Genomic DNA, 16237 nt, shown 5'->3' on the forward strand with positions numbered 1-16237 from the left:
CACCCACCCCATACGACAACGTCGGCCTTCAAGACCACAACCGGGTCTTGAAGGCCAACGTCACGCACAGGCCCGAATAAACCAACAGCATCCCCCGAGGGGGCTCCGGGCCTTGGGCGTCGGGCTGTGGCGTCGGGCTGTGGCGTCGGCCTAGTCGAGGTAGTCGCGCAGCACCTGCGAGCGGGACGGGTGGCGCAGCTTCGACATCGTCTTGGACTCGATCTGGCGGATGCGCTCGCGCGTGACGCCGTAGACCTTGCCGATCTCGTCGAGGGTCTTCGGCTGACCGTCGGTGAGACCGAAGCGCATGGAGACGACGCCCGCCTCGCGCTCGGACAGGGTGTCGAGGACGGAGTGCAGCTGCTCCTGGAGGAGCGTGAAGCTGACCGCGTCGGCCGGGACGACGGCCTCGGAGTCCTCGATGAGGTCACCGAACTCGCTGTCGCCGTCCTCGCCCAGCGGGGTGTGCAGCGAGATGGGCTCGCGGCCGTACTTCTGGACCTCGATGACCTTCTCCGGGGTCATGTCGAGTTCCTTGGCCAGTTCCTCCGGGGTGGGCTCGCGGCCCAGGTCCTGGAGCATCTGGCGCTGCACGCGCGCGAGCTTGTTGATGACCTCGACCATGTGCACCGGGATACGGATGGTGCGGGCCTGGTCGGCCATGGCGCGGGTGATGGCCTGACGGATCCACCAGGTGGCGTACGTGGAGAACTTGTAGCCCTTGGTGTAGTCGAACTTCTCGACCGCGCGGATCAGGCCGAGGTTGCCCTCCTGGATGAGGTCCAGGAAGAGCATGCCGCGGCCGGTGTAGCGCTTGGCCAGGGAGACCACCAGACGGAGGTTGGCCTCCAGGAGGTGGTTCTTGGCGCGTCGGCCGTCCTCGGCGATGATCTCCAGCTCGCGCTTGAGCTTGGGGGCGAGCTTGTCGGCGTTGGCCAGCTTGTCCTCGGCGAACAGGCCGGCCTCGATGCGCTTGGCGAGCTCGACCTCCTGCTCGGCGTTGAGCAGCGGGACCTTGCCGATCTGCTTGAGGTAGTCCTTGACCGGGTCGGCGGTGGCGCCGGCCGCGGCGACCTGCTGCGCGGGGGCGTCGTCCTCGTCCTCGTCGGACAGGACGAAGCCGGCGCTCTCGGTGCCCTCGGGCTCGTCACCGGTCTTGGGCGCGGCGGCGTCCTCGAGGACCTCGTCCTCGATGAGCTCGACGTCGTCCTTCTTGGCGGCGGTCTTCTTCGCCGCCGTCTTCTTGGCGGGGGCGGCCTTCTTCGCGACCGCCTTCTTGGCGGCGGTGGTCTTCTTGGCGGCCGCCTTCCTCGCGGGGGCGGCTTCCTCGGCGGGGTCGTCCACAGCGGGCGCGGCCGGGGCGGCCGTGGCGCCGGCGGTGGCCTTCCTCGTGGTCACGGTCTTCGCGGCGACCGTCTTGGTGGCGGTGCGCTTGGCCGGACTCTTCGCTGCGACGCTCTTTCGGGTGCGCTTGGGCTCCGCGGCACTGACCATCAGCGTCACACCCTCTTCCTCGAGGATCTGGTTGAGGCTGCGCAGTACGTTCTTCCACTGAGTGGCCGGAATCTGGTCAGCTTCGAAGGCCCGACGCACATCGTCGCCGGCGATCTGCCCCTCAGCCTTTCCCCGCTCAATGAGCGCCATGACAGAGACGGACTCGGCGATCTCCGGCGGGAGCGTACGGGATGTGCTGGCCGACACGAACAACCTCTCGGAACGTTGGAAAACGGCTTCCGGCCCCGTCCACTGCGGACAGGAGCCGACCACCGGCCTTGGGGATGGGCCGACGGCGCGGGCGGGGGGCCGGGAAGATGCACAGCGCCTTGTACGGCGTCCGTATTCCCTCCGCGGCTGTCACCTCTTAGGTCATCGCGTTGTTTCCATGAGCGTTACGCCTAATCTTCGTGGCCCGAGTCACACCCCGTAAGCGCTCATAAACGGTCAGACGCGGGCACATAAGGTCACCCGCGACGTCTACCCACGCGACCGCGACCCAACCCGCCTCCTCGCGCCGTCGGACCCCGCGGCCCCGTGGCGGGGCCCTGCGGGGTCCGACGGACGGGGCGGTGGGCCGCCGGCCGCGGCGCGACCGGACGGGGCGGGAGGGGCCGGGAGGGGAGGTGTCCCGACCGCACCGCCCGCGGGGGTGTGCTCAGTGCTCGCGCGGCGCCGGAACGACCCGCTCCACCTCGGGGTGGACGGTGAGCAGCTGACGCATGGCGGCCTCGGCGCCGGCGCCGTCGGCCGCGGAGAGCGCGTCGACGATCCGGGCGTGGTGCGCGAGGGACGCGTCGGTCGGCCGGTCACAGCCGGTGACGGGTCCGCCGGAGACCTGGAGGGCGGCCGAGACAATCCCGGAAAGGTGCTCCAGCATGCGGTTGCCCGCGATCTGGATGAGCATCGAGTGGAACTCGGCGTCGGCCCGGGAGTAGGTGAGCGCGTCGCCCTGGCCCATGGCGTGTCCCATGATCTCGACCATGTCGGACAGCCGGCGCTGCACGTCCTCCCGTCCGTGCCCGGCGGCGAGGCGGGCGGCGAGCGGCTCGATCGTCCAGCGCAGCTCGCTCAGCTCGCGCCGCTGGTCGTCGCGCTGCGGCCCGAAGGCCCGCCACTCGATGATGTCCGGGTCGAGGAGGTTCCAGTCGCTCACGGGGCGCACGCGCGTGCCGACGTTCGGCCGGGCGCTGACCAGGCCCTTGGCCTCCAGGACCCGGAGCGACTCACGGACGACGGTGCGGGACACCTCGAAACGCTGGCCGATCTCCTCCGGCACGAGCGGGCGGTCGGCGCCGAGGTCGCCGGAAACGATCATCTGACCCAGTTGCTGGACGAGTTGGCCGTGCAGTCCGCGTCCGCGGCTGCCCGCGGCACGCCGGCCCACGCGGCCCAGCTCGGGGTCCGCGCCGTCCCAGACGGGAGCTCCGACGCGCTCGGCGACGGGGGCCTCGGCGTAGGGGTAGCGGTCGAGTTCGCCCGGGCCGGCCAGACCGGAGTCGGCGGAGCGGGCGGCGGTCATCATGGTGTGCGCAAGGGTACTCACGGATCCTTTGTCGGCGCTGCCCTCAACTCCCTTGAGGTCTTTGGTGAAAAGCACACGAAAGGGTGATCGCTCACCCCGTCGGAATTGACGCCTTATCGGAAAGAAATGGGCTTTCTACGGGGAAGTTGCGCACACGCGGGGACCAGGTGAGCACGGAGCGTGTTCATCGCACGCGGCTCCGCAGGGTCGTGAGCAGGTACGCGCCGAGGAGACAGGTCAGCGACAACGCCAGTGCGCTGCCGAAGGGTTGGCCGATCACGCGCACCGCCGCGGCGAGGTAGCGCTCGCCTCCGAAGGGCCACTGGAGCAGGAACACCTCGCGCAGCCGCAGCGAGAATCCGGCCGCCGTTCGCACGGACACGCCCTCGACGGCCTTCTGTACGACGGGGACGACGACCACCGGCACGGCCGCGACGGCGGCGAGTCCGGCCGTGGTGGAGCGGAAGACGCCGGCCGCGAGGACGCCGGCCCAGGCGCAGCCGACCACGAGTCCGATCCAGCTCGCGCTCAACTGGAGCCAGTCCGCGGGAACCTGGGCGTGTTCCCGTCCGTAGACGAGGTAGAGCACCTCGGCGTCGCAGCCCACGGTGAGGAACGCCAGCGCCAGCGCGGTGAACGCGGCGACGATCAGCTTCGCGGTGAGCATGCCCAGCCTGCGGGGGACGGTGCCGCGGTCCGCCGCCAGCGCGGGGTGGCGGAACTCGTCCCCGAAGGCGAGCGCCCCGAGCAGTCCCGCGCCGAGCGCGGCGGGCGGCAGCGGCAGTTCGACGGGCCAGGCGGCCAGCAGCCGCGCCTGCGAGGTGTGCCCCATGCGCGCCAGCAGGACGGCGGTGACGGCGGAGACGATCAGCACGATCCCAGCGGTGACGAACCCGGCGCCGACGCCGGCGGCACGGCGGAGTTCGTAGCGGAGGGGACGGAGGGGGCTGGGGGCGGGGCGCACGGAGATGGGCGGCGGCAGAGCGACCAGGTCGTCCAGGGGGCGGGGCGGGGTGGCAGGGGCTGGGGTGGGGGTGGCGACGGCCGAGTTGGCGGAGGTGCGGACGGGAGTTGGGGTGGCCGGGGCGGGGGTGGCGGCCGAGGTGGGGGGTGCGGCAGCGTCGCGGGGGGTGGCTGAGGTGCGGGGCTGTGCCGGGGTGGCCGGATCGGTGGTGTCGGACGTGACGGTGGGCTCGGGGGCGGCCGGGAGGTGGGGCAGCGCTGCGGAGCCCGGGGCGTGAGCGGGGTCGGCGGCGGCCGGCGCGGTGGTGCCGGTGGAGGCGGCGGCCGAGTTGGCGGGACCGGTGGCGGTGGCGGTTGAGGTGGGGACGGGAGTTGGGGTGGAGCGGTCGGTGGTGCCGGCCGGAGTGTGGGACGGATGTGTGGTTGCCGGGTCAGTGGTGCCGGTGGGTGTGTCGGGGGAAGTGGTGGGCTCGGCCGTGGTTCGGGTGGGCGGGTGTGACTCGTCCTGGGGTGGGGTTCGGTTGGGCTGGGGCGATGAGCGTGTGGGGTCGGGGGTGGGTTCCGGTGGCTGGGGTGGGACCGACGCGAGTCGGGCTGCTCGGGCGTCGGGCGCCTCACCATCGTCCGTTCCGGCGCCGGGACCCATGTCGCCCACCTCGTCCGCGAGTTGGTGGACGAGGACGCCGTGGCGGTAGGCGGTCTCGCCGACGGCGGCACAGGTACTGCCGTACACGGACAGGCGGTTGCCGTCCTCCTGGACGACCTCGACCGAACGCTGTCCGGTGCGGGCCTCCTTGGTGAGGACGGCGGCGAGGCGGGCGGCGTGCGGGCTGCGGACGGCGACGCGTGGGCGCAGCCGGGTGCGGGCGAAGTCGCCCACCTCCTGGTCGGCGACGAGTCTGCCCTCGTCCAGGGTGACGACCCGGTCGGCGGTGCGGATGGCCTCCTTGGGGTCGGCCGTGGTCGACAGGACCGTGCCGCCCTGGTCGGCGTGGGCGCGCAGCATGCCGTGCAGCCAACGGCTTTCGCGGTCGGAGAGTCCGTCGGCGGGCTCGTCGAGCACGAGGGTGTGCGGGTCGGCGAGGAGGGCGCAGGCCAGACCGAGCCGGCGGTCCATGCCGCGGGCGAGGGTGCCGAGTCGTTCCTCCCGCAGACTGACCAGGCCGACCACTTCCAGGACTTCGTCCGCCCGTCGGGCCGGGACGCCGGCCGCCGCGCACAGCATCCGCAGATGACCGCGGACCGTGCGGCCCGGGTGCCCCGGCACGTCTCCCAGGAGGACGCCGACCTCACGTGAGGGATGGGCGATGCGGTGCAGCGGGCGGCCTCTGAAGTAGGTGATGCCACAGCCCTGTTGGAGTTCGAGCATGAGTCTCAGCGCCGTGGTCTTGCCCGCGCCCGGCGCACCGAGCAGTACGGTGACGCGCCCCGAACGTGCCTCGAAGGACACGTCGTCGAGGGCGAGCGGGAACTCCTTGCGCTGTTCGCTGGTCAGTCCGAAAGCCTGGATCACCCGTAGCAAGATAGCGCGCTATGTCCGTTTTCTCCGGTATAGCGCGGCTGGTTCACACCTCGGGGCGCAGCATCGGCGGGTTGAGCAGTGTCGCGCCGCCGGCGCGGAAGAGTTGGGCGGGACGGCCGCCCTGCCGCGTGGTGGTGCCGCCCGTGGGAACCAGGAAGCCGGGCGTGCCGGTCACCTTGCGGTGGAAGTTGCGCGGGTCGAGCGCCACGCCCCACACCGCCTCGTAGACGCGGCGCAGTTCTCCGACCGTGAACTCGGGAGGGCAGAACGCCGTGGCGAGCGACGAGTACTCGATCTTGGAGCGGGCGCGTTCCACTCCGTCCGCGAGGATCTGGGCGTGGTCGAAGGCGAGCGGCGCGACCGGTTCGCCGTCCCGGCCGTAACCGCCGTGCTGGAGCAGTTCCTCGACCGGCGCCCAGCGCGCGTTGCTGGCGTCGCCGCCGGCTCTCGGGGCGGGCAGGTCGGGAGCGAGCGCGAGGTGGGCGACGCTGACGACCCGCATCCGGGGGTCGCGCTTGGGGTCGCCGTAGGTGGCGAGCTGTTCCAGATGGGCGCCGTTGTCCTGGACGGGGACTGCGGGGTCGTGCGCGTGCAGTCCGGTCTCCTCGGCCAGTTCGCGTGCGGCGGCCTGGGAGAGGTCCTCGTCGTCCCGTACGAAGCCGCCGGGGAGGGCCCACCGGCCCTGGAACGGCGGCTCGCCCCTGCGGACCGCCAGTGCGCACAGGGCATGGCGGCGCACGGTCAGCACGACCAGGTCCACGGTGACGGCGAAGGGCGGATACGCTGACGGGTCGTAGGGCATGCCGCGATCATAGTCGTCTCCCTGACGATAAACACTCCTTACACCGGCCACCTTCGGTCCCCGCCGGGCAGGGGCCGCCCCTCTCGGTGCGCCCCCCTTCTCACCCCCTGCCCGTGAGTCCGTCGCCGTCGGACGCCAGGTCCTCGGCCCGGTGGCCGCGACGCCGCGCGGGCTTTCCCGTGGGGCGCGTACGGGAGCGGGAGTCGGACCGGCCCTGGGCCGTAGGACGGGCGGGGCGACGCCGGCGGTCGGGACGACGGCCGCCTTCCGGGCACTCCTCACTGAGCGAGGTCACCCCGCCGAGCGGGTTCTCCCCTTCGAGCGGGATCTCGCCGCCCTCCGGGCGCTCGCCATCGCGCGGGCGCTCGGCCCCGTGCAGGCGTTCCGCCCCGCGCGGCCTCCCCTCGCCTAGCGGGGGCTCGCCGGCGAGCGAGGTCTCGCCGCCTTCCGGGCGGTCGGTCTCGCGCGGGCGCTCGGCCCCGTGCAGGCGCTCCGCCCCGCGCGGCCTCCCCTCGCCGAGCGGGGGCTCGCCGCCTTCCGGGCGGTCGGTCTCGCGCGGGCGCTCGGCCCCGCGCGACCTCCCCTCACCGAGCGGGCTCCCCCCGCCGGGCGAGCTCTTACCGCCCTCCGGGCGCACGGCATCGCGCGGGCGTTCCGCCTCCTGCGGGCGCTCCGTCCCGTGCAGGTGCTCCTCTCGGTCGGTGCGTAGGCAGCGGCGTACTGACTCGGGGTTCAGGCCCTCGTTGCAGGCCTGGTGGAGGAGGCGGGCGAAGAGGTAGTCGGGGTCCGCGCCGAGGGCCATCGCGAGGGCCTCGCGGGCCTCCAGTTCGTCGCCGCTGGACCAGGCGACCCAGCCGGCGAGGGTGAGGGGGGCCGCCGCGTGTTCGCCGTAGGGGCCGACGCAGCGGCGGGCCAGGGCGCGCCAGAGCCGCAGGGCGGGGGCGGCCTCGTCGCCCTCCATCCGCTGGGCGGCGCGATCCCGGGTGGAACGGTCCTGGAGGCCCAGAATCAGGGCTGCCGCCTCGTCGGTGGAGAGCAGCCGGTCGTCCCTGCGGTCCGCTTCCAGGACGGCCGTCGCCCGAGGAGCCGCCGCGAAGCGGCGCATGATCGTGTCGGCCAGTTCGATCGTCTCGTCCGCCACGATCGCCCGGCTCGCGTCCTCGATGATCCTGGGCACCAGCGCCATGCTCGCGGTGTCGAGCGCGACCTCCTGCTCCAGCGCGACGCCCGTCTCCAGGGGAAGGAACCGGGCCCTCAGCTCGCGCAGGGTGCCCCGGACCTGGATGCCGGCATAGGTGGCCGCCGCGGCCACCACGGACGTGCCCGGCAGTCCCATCGCGGCGCCCTCGGCCGGGCAACAGCCCTCGCCCTTGCAGCAGTACGACCAGAAGCGGCCGTCGGAGATGCACAGCGCCTCGATCACGGGGACGCCTAGGTCGCCGCACTCCTCGCGCAGCCGCTGGGCCAGCGGGCGCAGCCGTTCCATGGTCTCGCGCCCGGTCCCGCCGCCGCCCGGCTCCTGGCAGAGGTAGGCGACCATCTGTGCGGGCCTGGTTCCCCGGCGTTCACTGCCGCGCACGAGCCCCTGCGCCAACTGCCGGGCCGCGGCGCGCCAGTCGTCGGGACTCAGTGGGATGCCGAGGCGGGCCCGGCCGCCGAACCTGCCCCGGCCGCCCCGGTCGTGCAGGGCGACCAGGACGATGCTGTCCTCGGGCCGGTAGCCCAGCAAGTACGGGAGGGCGTCGGCCAGTTCGGCCGGCGTGCGCAGGGTCACCTGGTGGGGCGCGGCGGTGTCCCCGTCGCCCGCCGGGCCGCCGTGGGACGGGACATGGCCCTCGTACGCCGCCCCTCCCCCGTACGCGGCCCGTCCCTCATACGCGGGCCCGTCGAAGCTTCCGGTCGTTTCGCTGTGATTCGTCATGCCGAGACGATCTCGCGGATCGCGATCCTCCGCTTCGGCCTGTGGACAAGTCCGCCTCTGTGGACAAGTCCGCCCCGTGGACAAGTCACAGCGGTGCCGCGGTCGCCTCCGTGAGCGCGGCGGAGGCGACCGGGCGCACAGCGCCGTGGAGATGGATCAGGCTGTCCCCCTTCCCGCTCCCGTCCGTCGCCGCGTCGGTCACCGCGCCCACGATCAGATGGTGGTCCCCGAGGCGGATGCGGTCGTAGCGGGAGCAGACCAGCCAGGACAGGCAGTCGTCGAGGAGGGGGACGCCGTGGGGGCCGGTGCGCCAGCGGGTGGGAGGGGCGAAGCGGTCGACGCCCCGGGCGGCGAAGCGTCCGGCCAGTTCCGCCTGGTCCCCGGCCAGGACGTGGACGCCGAACCAGTGGCAGTCCTTGACCCGGGCCCAGGTCGAGGAGGTGTCGGCCAGGGCGAAGGAGATCAGCGCGGGTTCCGTGCTGATCGAGGTCAGCGAGGTGATCGTCACGCCCGCGGGGCCGGCGGAGTCCATGGCGGTGAGCACCGCCACCCCGGAGGCATACGGTCGCAGCGCGGTGCGCAGGGCTGTCCCGTCGACGGTCACGGCTGCTTCCCGTCCGCCGTGGCGGGGAGAGCGCTCACGGCACCCCCCGACCCCTCCGCGCCGTCCGCGTCGCCCGAGCCGATACGGACCGGTCGCAGCGCGATCGCCGCCGCCACCGCGACCACCATCAGGATCGCCGACCCGGTGAGCACCGCGACCTGCAACCCGTCCGTGAACGCCTCGACGCTCCCCTGCTTCAGCGCCGGACCCACCGGGTCGGGCAGGGTCTTGGCGACCTCGACCGCCGCCTGGAGCGTGGACCGGGTGGCCTCGGCCGCCTCGGGGGGCAGACCGGCCGGGACGACGTCCTCCACCTCGTTGCGGTAGACGGTGAGCGCGATACTGCCGAGCATCGCGATGCCGACGGCGCCGCCGAACTCGTTGCTGGTCTCCGACAGCGCCGACGCCGAACCCGCCCGCTCCCGGGGCGCGGTGGCGACCACGATGTCCGTCGCCAGCAGGACGACCATGCCCACGCCGAAGGTCATGACGCTCGCGCCGGTCACGATGAGGCCGAGTCCGTCGTCCGGGCCCACCGGGCTCATCACGGCGAAGCCCACGGCGGCGAGGACGAGCCCGGTGCACACCACCACCGCCGGCCGCACCCGCTGGGCAAGCACCCCCGCCACCGCGAGGCCGACGAACAGCGTGCCCACGGCGGGGAGTTGCCACAGCGACGCGACGAGCGGCCGCAGTCCCAGCACCGACAGCGCGTACTGCGAGGTGAGCATCATCATGCCGAGCATCGCGAACTGCACCACCGTGGTGGTGGCGATGGCGGTGCTGAACGCCCGGTCCCGGAACAGCTTGGGGTCGATGAGCGGGTCGGGCGAGCGGCGCTGCCGACGGATGAACAGCACGCCGATCACGAGTCCGGCGACGACCGAGGCCACCGCCCTCGCGTCGAAGTGGCCCTCGGCGAACCGCTTGGCCCCGTAGACCACGGGCAGCACCGCCGCCAGCGACAGCGCGGCGCTGAACAGGTCGAACCGTTCCGGGCTGGGGCTGCGGTACTCCGGCAGCAGGATCGGCCCGAGCGCGAGGGCCAGCAGCATCACCGGCACGTTGATGAGGAACACCGAGCCCCACCAGAAGTGCTCCAGCAGCACGCCGGCGGTGATCGGGCCGAGCATCGCGCCGGCGGCGAACCCGGCGGTCCACAGTCCGATCGCCGCGCGGCGCTGTCCCTCGTCGTGGAACATGTTGCGGATCAGGGACAGCGTGGACGGCGCCAGCGTCGCGCCGGCGACCCCGAGCAGGGCGCGGCTGGCGATGAGCTGCCCGGGGCTGGTCGAGTAGGCCGCGAGGACCGACGCGACGCCGAACCCGGCCGCGCCGAGCATGAGCAGCCTGCGCCGCCCGATCCGGTCGCCCAGCGCGCCCATCGTGATCAGCAGGCCCGCCAGCAGGAAGCCGTAGATGTCCATCACCCACAGCACCTCGGAGGTGGTGGGGGCGAGGTCGGCCGCGACGAAGGGCACCGCGTAGAACAGCACGCTGATGTCCATCGCGACGAGGACGCAGCACAGCACGATGACCACGAGGCCGAGCCACTCGTGGTACGTGGCCCTGCCGTGCCGGTCCTCAGTGTCCTGGGCGGAGGGCGCGCCGGCTGCCCCGGTCATCGCGGACCGCCGCCCGCGACCACGCCGCCGCCCACCGTCGCTCCGGCGACCACGCCGCCGCCCACCGTCGCTCCGGCGACCACGCCGCCGTCCGCCGAAGCGCCCGCCACGGCTGCCGACGGCGACGCCGCGCACGTCGTGCCGGGCGCGGGCGTCTTCCCCGTCACCAGGTACGCGGCCTCGTGGGCGCGTGCGCAGGAGGAGTTGAGGATGCCGGTGTGGCCGTCGCCCTCGACGGTGAGCAGCCGGCCGCCGTCGATCCTCGACGTGAGCCGCTGCGCCCACGGGTAGGGGGTCGCCGGGTCGAAGCGGGTGTTGACGAGCAGGATGGGCGGCGCGCCGCGGACCTTCAGCGGGGCGGGCGGGTTCGCGGCGGGCACCGGCCAGCCGAGGCAGCCGCTGGTCCAGTCCCAGAACTCGGAGTAGCGCCAGGTGTGCGGGGCGACCGCGCGCAGGCGGGCGGCCTGGGCGCGCAGGTCGGAGAAGCCGCGGGTGTCGGGCGCGAAGTCGTGGCAGCCGACGGTCCGGTACGCCTTGTACTCGGGCTGGAGGAACGAGGCGGGGGCGACCAGGTGGGAGGCGTCGGCGTCGCCGGCCTGTCCGGAGGCGGCGGCGAGCGCGCCGGCCAGGAGCGGCCAGGTGGCGGGCTGGGTGAGGTAGGTGTACGCGCCGTTGGCGAGTTCCTCCGCGGTGGCGTGCCGGCCGAGGCCCGCCGCGGGGATGCCGGCGGCGTCGGCGCGCGCCAGGACGGCGTCGTACACGGCGACGGCGTCCGTGCCGCGCAGGGCGCACTGTTCGGCGTCGTGGCACCAGCGGGCGAAGCGCAGCAGCGCCTGCTCGGTGGCGCGGGCCTCGTCGACGGCGGCGCGGCGGGCGGGCAGGGTGTGGTCGACGACGCCGTCGAGGACCATCGTGCGGACCCGGTTCGGGTGGCGCTGGGCGTACAGCGAGCCGATCTCGGTGCCGTACGACAGGCCGAGCCAGGAGATCTTCTCCGCGCCGAGGGCCCGGCGCAGCGCCTCGACGTCGGAGACGACGCTCGCGGTGTCGACGTGGTCGATGAGCGGGCCGGTCGCGGCGCGGCAGGCCTTCCCGGCCGCGCGGTTGAACCGCTTGAGGGTCGCGTAGGCGGCCGGGGTGCCCGGGAACGCGCCGACCGCGGGGTCGTGCAGCGGCGCGGGGCAGGTGACCGGGGTGCTGGAGCCGACGCCGCGCGGGTCGAACCCGATCAGGTCGAACCGGTCCCGCAGCGGCTCGAACTCGGGGGCGGCGGTGAGCAGGTCGCTGTAGGCGACGACGGCCGCGCCGGAGCCTCCGGGGCCGCCGGGGTTGAACAGCAGCGGGCCGATCCGGTGCTCCGGGTCGCGGGCGGGGAGTCTGGAGAGGGCGAGGGTGATCTTCTTCCCGGCGGGCTTCCGCCAGTCCAGGGGCACTTGGATCGCCGCGCACTGGGCGTCGGACACGGCGCCCTCGCCGCAGTCGGCCCAGGCGATCTCCTGCGCGGCGGCGGCGGTCGGCTCCTTCGCCCCGGCCGAGCCCGGCAGGGCCACCGCGAGGGCCGCGGTGCAGGCCGCGACGGCGACGGCCCGGACGCGGCGGGGCCACCGCGCACGATCTTGCGACATGTCTCTTCCTTCGTCAGTCGGACGGCAGTCGGACGCCGGTCGGACGTCTCAGACGTCTTTGGCGACCACGGCGATGAGGGAGCTGCCGGCGGGTGCGGGCAGGCGGCGGGTGAGCCAGTGGTCGACGCGGCTCAGTCCGTACATCAGCTGGTTGACCGGGCGCGCGGGCGCCTTCACGAAGTGGCTGTGCTCGGAGGCGTCCGCCTTGAAGAGCAGCCGGCGCAGGAAGAGCGGCAGCACGGTCCAGGCGTAGTAGTAGCGCATCTCCAGCACCCGCAGCCCCGCGTTCTCCAGGGCGGCGCGCAGGGAGGCGCGATCGTAGCGCCGGAAGTGGCCGCTCAGTTCGTCGAACTCGCTCCACAGGGCCATGAGCGCGGGCACGGTGATCACGCCGCGGCCGTCGGGGCCCAGCAGGGACGCCACGCGGCGCAGCGCCGCGCCCTGGTCGTCGATGTGCTCCAGCACGTCGAGCATCAGCACCAGGTCGTGGTCGGCGGCGCGTGGCCGGCCCTGTGCGAAGTCCGCGACCTCGATGCGGTCGCGGTGCGGTGAGTCGGGCGCGACGAGGACGCGGTCCGGTTCGATGCCCTCGACGTCGCCGAAGGGTTCCAGCCGCCGCCAGATGAACCCGTCGCCGCAGCCGACGTCGAGGATCCGCGCCCGGCGGCCGTTCCACAGGCCGTGTTTGCCGACGTAGTGCAGCACTTGGTGCTCGCGGGCGCGCCACCACCAGTGGGTGCGGTAGATCTCGCCGTAGACGCCGCTGTACGCGGCGTCCATGAGCGTGGAGTCCGCCGTCGGGTCGGCCGCCGGGGCGCCGGGGTCGCGGGGTGCCGGGTCCGCCTTCATCAGCCCTGCTCCGCGACTTCTGCGCCGCCGTCGGCGCCGCTGTCGGCGCTGCTGTCGACGCTGCCGTCGGCTCGGGAGGCCAAGTGGCGGCGCTCCAGCTCGCGTTCGGAGCCGCGCAGCGAGACGATCTCCTCGAAGCTCGGCATGACCGGCTCGTCCTCCCCGCCGACCAGGCTGCGGGTCACGTCCGTCAACAGGGCTTTGAGCGCTACCGGGTTGCGCAGCAGGGCGTGCCCGGAGACGGCGACCTCGATGACGTTGCGCTGGTCGAGGTTGGCGGCCTCGAAGGCGGCGCGGACGTCGGCGATGTCGACCCAGTCGTCGTCGGTGGCGACGAAGTTGCGCACCGGGATGTTGAGCACCGACAGCGCGTCCACGGTGGCGGACATCTCCCACCAGTCGACGACCCGGGTCTCGGCGACGATGGGGCGCGGGTCCACGGAGTGCTTGTCGATCTGCACCCGGGCGGGCAGGTCGTCCAACTCCCAGTCCAGGTAGTCGACGTCGAGCACCTCGACGAGGGTCTGCCGGCCGTTGACCACGCCGAGCATCAGGGCGATGTTGTCGGCGCACTTCTTGTCCGCGGCGAGTTGCAGCACCGGCAGGGCGGACAGGCTGGTGGCGACCATCGAGACCGCGTCGACGCCCTCGCGTTCGCGCACGGTGGCGACGACGGCGGTGAGGGCCTCCATCAGCTGGGTGAGGGAGTAGTCGACGATCTCGCCGTCGCTGAGCCCGACGTGGTCGAGCGCGTCGAACCGGTACACCGTGGCCCCGTTGTACACCAGCATCAGGGCGAGCACCCCGGAGCTGCGCATCCGCTGGCCGAACCCGGGCGCCATGACGACGACGGGTCCGGCGGCGTCCCCGTCCGGCGGGCCGTCCCGCCACACCGCGACGGTGCGGCCTTCCTTGGTCCTGACGTCGAAGCACTCGGTCGGCATGGCTCTTCCCTCCGTTGATGTGTCTCTTGTCCGTCCCGCCGGTCAGGCGGTCCGCACGGTCTCGGCGAGGCGCAGGGCGCAGCCCTGGTGGCTGGAGGTCCGCATCCGGCGGTGGATGTCGACCGTGGTGCCCCGGCGCCCGCACGGGCAGGCGTCGGTCTCGGCGGCGCCGAAGTCCTCCGCGAGGAGGAAGCAGGGGTAGCTGCGCGCCGTCGGGTCGAGGTAGGACATGAGGCCGGTGTGTCCGGCCGGGACCGGGGACAGGTCGTGCGGGTCGCGCACGATCACCTCGACCCACGGCGGGACGTGTTTGCGGTGGTGCTCGCACTCGATGAACGCCGTGTTCAGCTCCACCTGGTTGAACACGTCGCGCACCTGGGACGCCGAGGCCAGGCCGAAGGTGTCCATGGCGAGCGAGCGCAGCTCGTCCGGGTCCAGCCGGGTCGCCTCGTCCTTCTTCCAGCCGCCGCCGGTGATGACCGCCATGCGGTCGCCGGCGGACAGCTTCTGGCTGCTGTCGGACATGTGGCGCAGCAGTTCCGCCACGAACACGGGCGGTCCTGCCACGCACACGAACCGTCCGTCGGCGAGGGCGGAGCCCACGTCGCGTACGGCGTCCTGGAGGCGCAGCACTCCGTCATGGACGTAGGAGCGGGTGGCGGCGAACATCTCGACCAGCGTCATCAGGTAGCTGATCCACACGCCGTCCGCCTCGTGGCGGTGCGGTCCGAGGTGCACCATCTCGCCGTCGTCGTCGAGGTCGACGTCGCCGTAGAGGGTGCGCCAGATGTCGCCCTCGGGGCGCAGCGAGCCGGCCAGCCGTTCCAGGGACGGCTCGTCCCGCCAGACCCTGCTCTGCACGCCGCTGGTGCCGCTGGACTTGAAGACGTCGCAGTCCCGCGCGGGGACGCTGCGCACCTCGACCCGCTTGAACATGCGGGTCGGGAACTGCGGCACCCTGAGCAGACCGGCCGGGTCGTCGAGTTCGGCGAGCGCGAACCCGCTCGCCTCGGCGAACCGGCGGTAGTCGGCGTTGTGTTCCAGGTGGTGCGCCACCGCCGCGGCGACGAACCGGTGGCGCAGCGCGGCCTGGTCCGCGCCGGACATCGCCCACCAGTCGTCGTCCTCGAAGATCAGCCGGTCGAGTTCGGCGAACTCGGTGCCGGTGAGCGGGCCGGACGAGCGTGGCCCCGCGCCGGTCGCAGCGGTCACGAGGTGACTCCGTTCGGCTTCCAGCCGACGCGGGGCAGCACGTCCTCGGCGAACATGTTCATGTTCTCGAGGATCCGGTCGTGGTGGAGGGTGGCCTCCACGCCGAGCTGGAAGTTGCGTACGCCGGTGGCCTCCATGGTGCGGCCGATGCGGTCCACGCACTCCTCGACGCTGCCCACGATGCTGTTGTCCAGCATGTAGTTGGTGAAGTCGGCGTTGGTGCGGTCGCCGCGCAGTGCGGCGGCCTGCCACTCGCCGTACTGGAAGCGGTAGTTGGGGAGCTTCTGGAGCTGCTCCATGGTGAACGCGGCGTCGTCGTGCTCCTGCTCCCACCAGCACATGTGCTTCCAGATCTCGTCCCGCGCCTGCTGGGTGGTCTTGGCGACGTGGGCGACGGTGCACATGGCGTGCGGCACGGTGGTGGGGTCGATGCCGTGGCTCTCGGCGGTCTCGTTGTAGAGGTCGATGATCGAGCGCATCGCCTCGAGGGTGCCGATGACCGGCATGATCAGCGGGAGTCCGCGGGAGGCGGCCCACTCGATGGTCGAGGGGGACTGGCCGACGCCGTACATCGGCGGGTTGGGCCGGGTGAACTGGGTGGGGAACGGCGTCACGTCGGGCAGGGTGATCTCCTGGCCCTCCCACTTGGCGCTGCCGGTCTCCCAGATGCTGCGGATGACGTCGACGTACTCGGTCTGGAGGACGTGCGACTTGGCCGGGTCGACCCCGAAGGCCTCGAAGTCCTTCGGGAAGTAGCCGCGGCCGACGCCCAGGATGAACCGGCCGTGGCTGAGCTGGTCGAGCATGTTGGTCTGCTCGGCGATCCGGATGGGGTGGTCCAGCGGCAGGATGACGACCGCCGTGCCGACCTTGATCTGCTTGGTCTTGCCGAGCACGTAGCCGGCCATGGTGAGCGTGTTGGGGCACAGGCCGTAGCGGGTGAAGTGGTGTTCGAGCAGCCAGGCCGACTGGTAGCCGAGCTCGTCGGCGGCGACGGCGAAGTCGATCGAGTTGTCGAAGACCTCCGTCTCGGTCCAGTGGTCGGGGTGGGCCGTCGTCAGCATCACGCCCATGTCCATGGTTTCTCTCCTTGTTTCGGTGGTGCGTGGAACGGCCTCGATCGGCCGTGGAGCGACGGGAGTTGGGGTGCG

The 16237-nt window shown here is 72.7% G+C and carries 12 protein-coding genes; all 12 read right to left on the minus strand.

The annotated features are described in order from the left end of the window. Positions 1-150: 150 nt before the first annotated feature. On the minus strand, positions 151-1701 hold the full coding sequence (locus tag ACFYX4_RS37535; RefSeq protein WP_389343734.1) for an RNA polymerase sigma factor: 1551 nt from the start codon (positions 1699-1701) through the stop codon (positions 151-153). 451 nt (positions 1702-2152) lie between these two features. Beyond that, a complete protein-coding gene (locus tag ACFYX4_RS37540) occupies positions 2153-3040 on the minus strand; it encodes a FadR/GntR family transcriptional regulator (protein ID WP_389343738.1) in 888 nt (295 codons plus the stop codon). Between the two features lie 163 nt (positions 3041-3203). After that, a complete protein-coding gene (locus ACFYX4_RS37545) occupies positions 3204-5495 on the minus strand; it encodes an ATP-binding cassette domain-containing protein (protein ID WP_389343741.1) in 2292 nt (763 codons plus the stop codon). Positions 5496-5547: 52 nt separating this feature from the next. Continuing rightward, positions 5548-6306 carry an NUDIX domain-containing protein gene (locus tag ACFYX4_RS37550; protein WP_389343744.1) on the minus strand — a complete coding sequence of 253 codons (759 nt, stop codon included), beginning with the start codon at positions 6304-6306 and terminating at the stop codon, positions 5548-5550. 100 nt (positions 6307-6406) lie between these two features. Further along, the gene (locus tag ACFYX4_RS37555; protein ID WP_389343747.1) at positions 6407-8227 is read right to left on the minus strand and encodes a DUF4192 family protein; all 1821 of its coding nucleotides are present in this window, start codon (positions 8225-8227) and stop codon (positions 6407-6409) included. 85 nt (positions 8228-8312) lie between these two features. After that, positions 8313-8831 carry a flavin reductase family protein gene (locus tag ACFYX4_RS37560; protein ID WP_389343750.1) on the minus strand — a complete coding sequence of 173 codons (519 nt, stop codon included), beginning with the start codon at positions 8829-8831 and terminating at the stop codon, positions 8313-8315. Then, positions 8828-10456 carry an MFS transporter gene (locus ACFYX4_RS37565; RefSeq protein WP_389343753.1) on the minus strand — a complete coding sequence of 543 codons (1629 nt, stop codon included), beginning with the start codon at positions 10454-10456 and terminating at the stop codon, positions 8828-8830. The genes ACFYX4_RS37560 and ACFYX4_RS37565 overlap by 4 nt, the downstream gene beginning before the upstream one ends. Continuing rightward, positions 10453-12081, minus strand: a complete 1629-nt coding sequence (locus tag ACFYX4_RS37570) for an alpha/beta hydrolase (RefSeq protein WP_389343756.1) — start codon at positions 12079-12081, stop codon at positions 10453-10455. Before ACFYX4_RS37570 ends, ACFYX4_RS37565 begins: the two co-directional genes overlap by 4 nt. Before the next feature lie 48 nt (positions 12082-12129). Further along, the gene (locus ACFYX4_RS37575) at positions 12130-12930 is read right to left on the minus strand and encodes a class I SAM-dependent methyltransferase (RefSeq protein WP_389343759.1); all 801 of its coding nucleotides are present in this window, start codon (positions 12928-12930) and stop codon (positions 12130-12132) included. After that, positions 12930-13874 carry a hypothetical protein gene (locus tag ACFYX4_RS37580; protein WP_389343762.1) on the minus strand — a complete coding sequence of 315 codons (945 nt, stop codon included), beginning with the start codon at positions 13872-13874 and terminating at the stop codon, positions 12930-12932. The genes ACFYX4_RS37575 and ACFYX4_RS37580 overlap by 1 nt, the downstream gene beginning before the upstream one ends. A gap of 42 nt (positions 13875-13916) precedes the next feature. After that, entirely contained in the window at positions 13917-15086 is a 1170-nt protein-coding gene (locus tag ACFYX4_RS37585) for a hypothetical protein (RefSeq protein ID WP_389343765.1), read from the minus strand. Then, positions 15083-16165 carry an LLM class flavin-dependent oxidoreductase gene (locus tag ACFYX4_RS37590; RefSeq protein ID WP_389343768.1) on the minus strand — a complete coding sequence of 361 codons (1083 nt, stop codon included), beginning with the start codon at positions 16163-16165 and terminating at the stop codon, positions 15083-15085. Before ACFYX4_RS37590 ends, ACFYX4_RS37585 begins: the two co-directional genes overlap by 4 nt. Positions 16166-16237: the final 72 nt, after the last annotated feature.

It is taken from the genome of Streptomyces sp. NPDC002328 (assembly GCF_042890065.1).
Taxonomy (GTDB): domain Bacteria; phylum Actinomycetota; class Actinomycetes; order Streptomycetales; family Streptomycetaceae; genus Streptomyces.

What these genes read in the sequence shown, in the direction of transcription:
- ACFYX4_RS37550 (WP_389343744.1), bottom strand. Translation starts at nt 6,306, where the DNA reads ATGCCCTACGACCCGTCAGCGTATCCGCCCTTCGCCGTCACCGTGGAC.
- ACFYX4_RS37575 (WP_389343759.1), bottom strand. Translation starts at nt 12,930, where the DNA reads ATGAAGGCGGACCCGGCACCCCGCGACCCCGGCGCCCCGGCGGCCGAC.
- ACFYX4_RS37570 (WP_389343756.1), bottom strand. Translation starts at nt 12,081, where the DNA reads ATGTCGCAAGATCGTGCGCGGTGGCCCCGCCGCGTCCGGGCCGTCGCC.
- ACFYX4_RS37555 (WP_389343747.1), bottom strand. Translation starts at nt 8,227, where the DNA reads ATGACGAATCACAGCGAAACGACCGGAAGCTTCGACGGGCCCGCGTAT.
- ACFYX4_RS37580 (WP_389343762.1), bottom strand. Translation starts at nt 13,874, where the DNA reads ATGCCGACCGAGTGCTTCGACGTCAGGACCAAGGAAGGCCGCACCGTC.
- ACFYX4_RS37565 (WP_389343753.1), bottom strand. Translation starts at nt 10,456, where the DNA reads ATGACCGGGGCAGCCGGCGCGCCCTCCGCCCAGGACACTGAGGACCGG.
- ACFYX4_RS37590 (WP_389343768.1), bottom strand. Translation starts at nt 16,165, where the DNA reads ATGGACATGGGCGTGATGCTGACGACGGCCCACCCCGACCACTGGACC.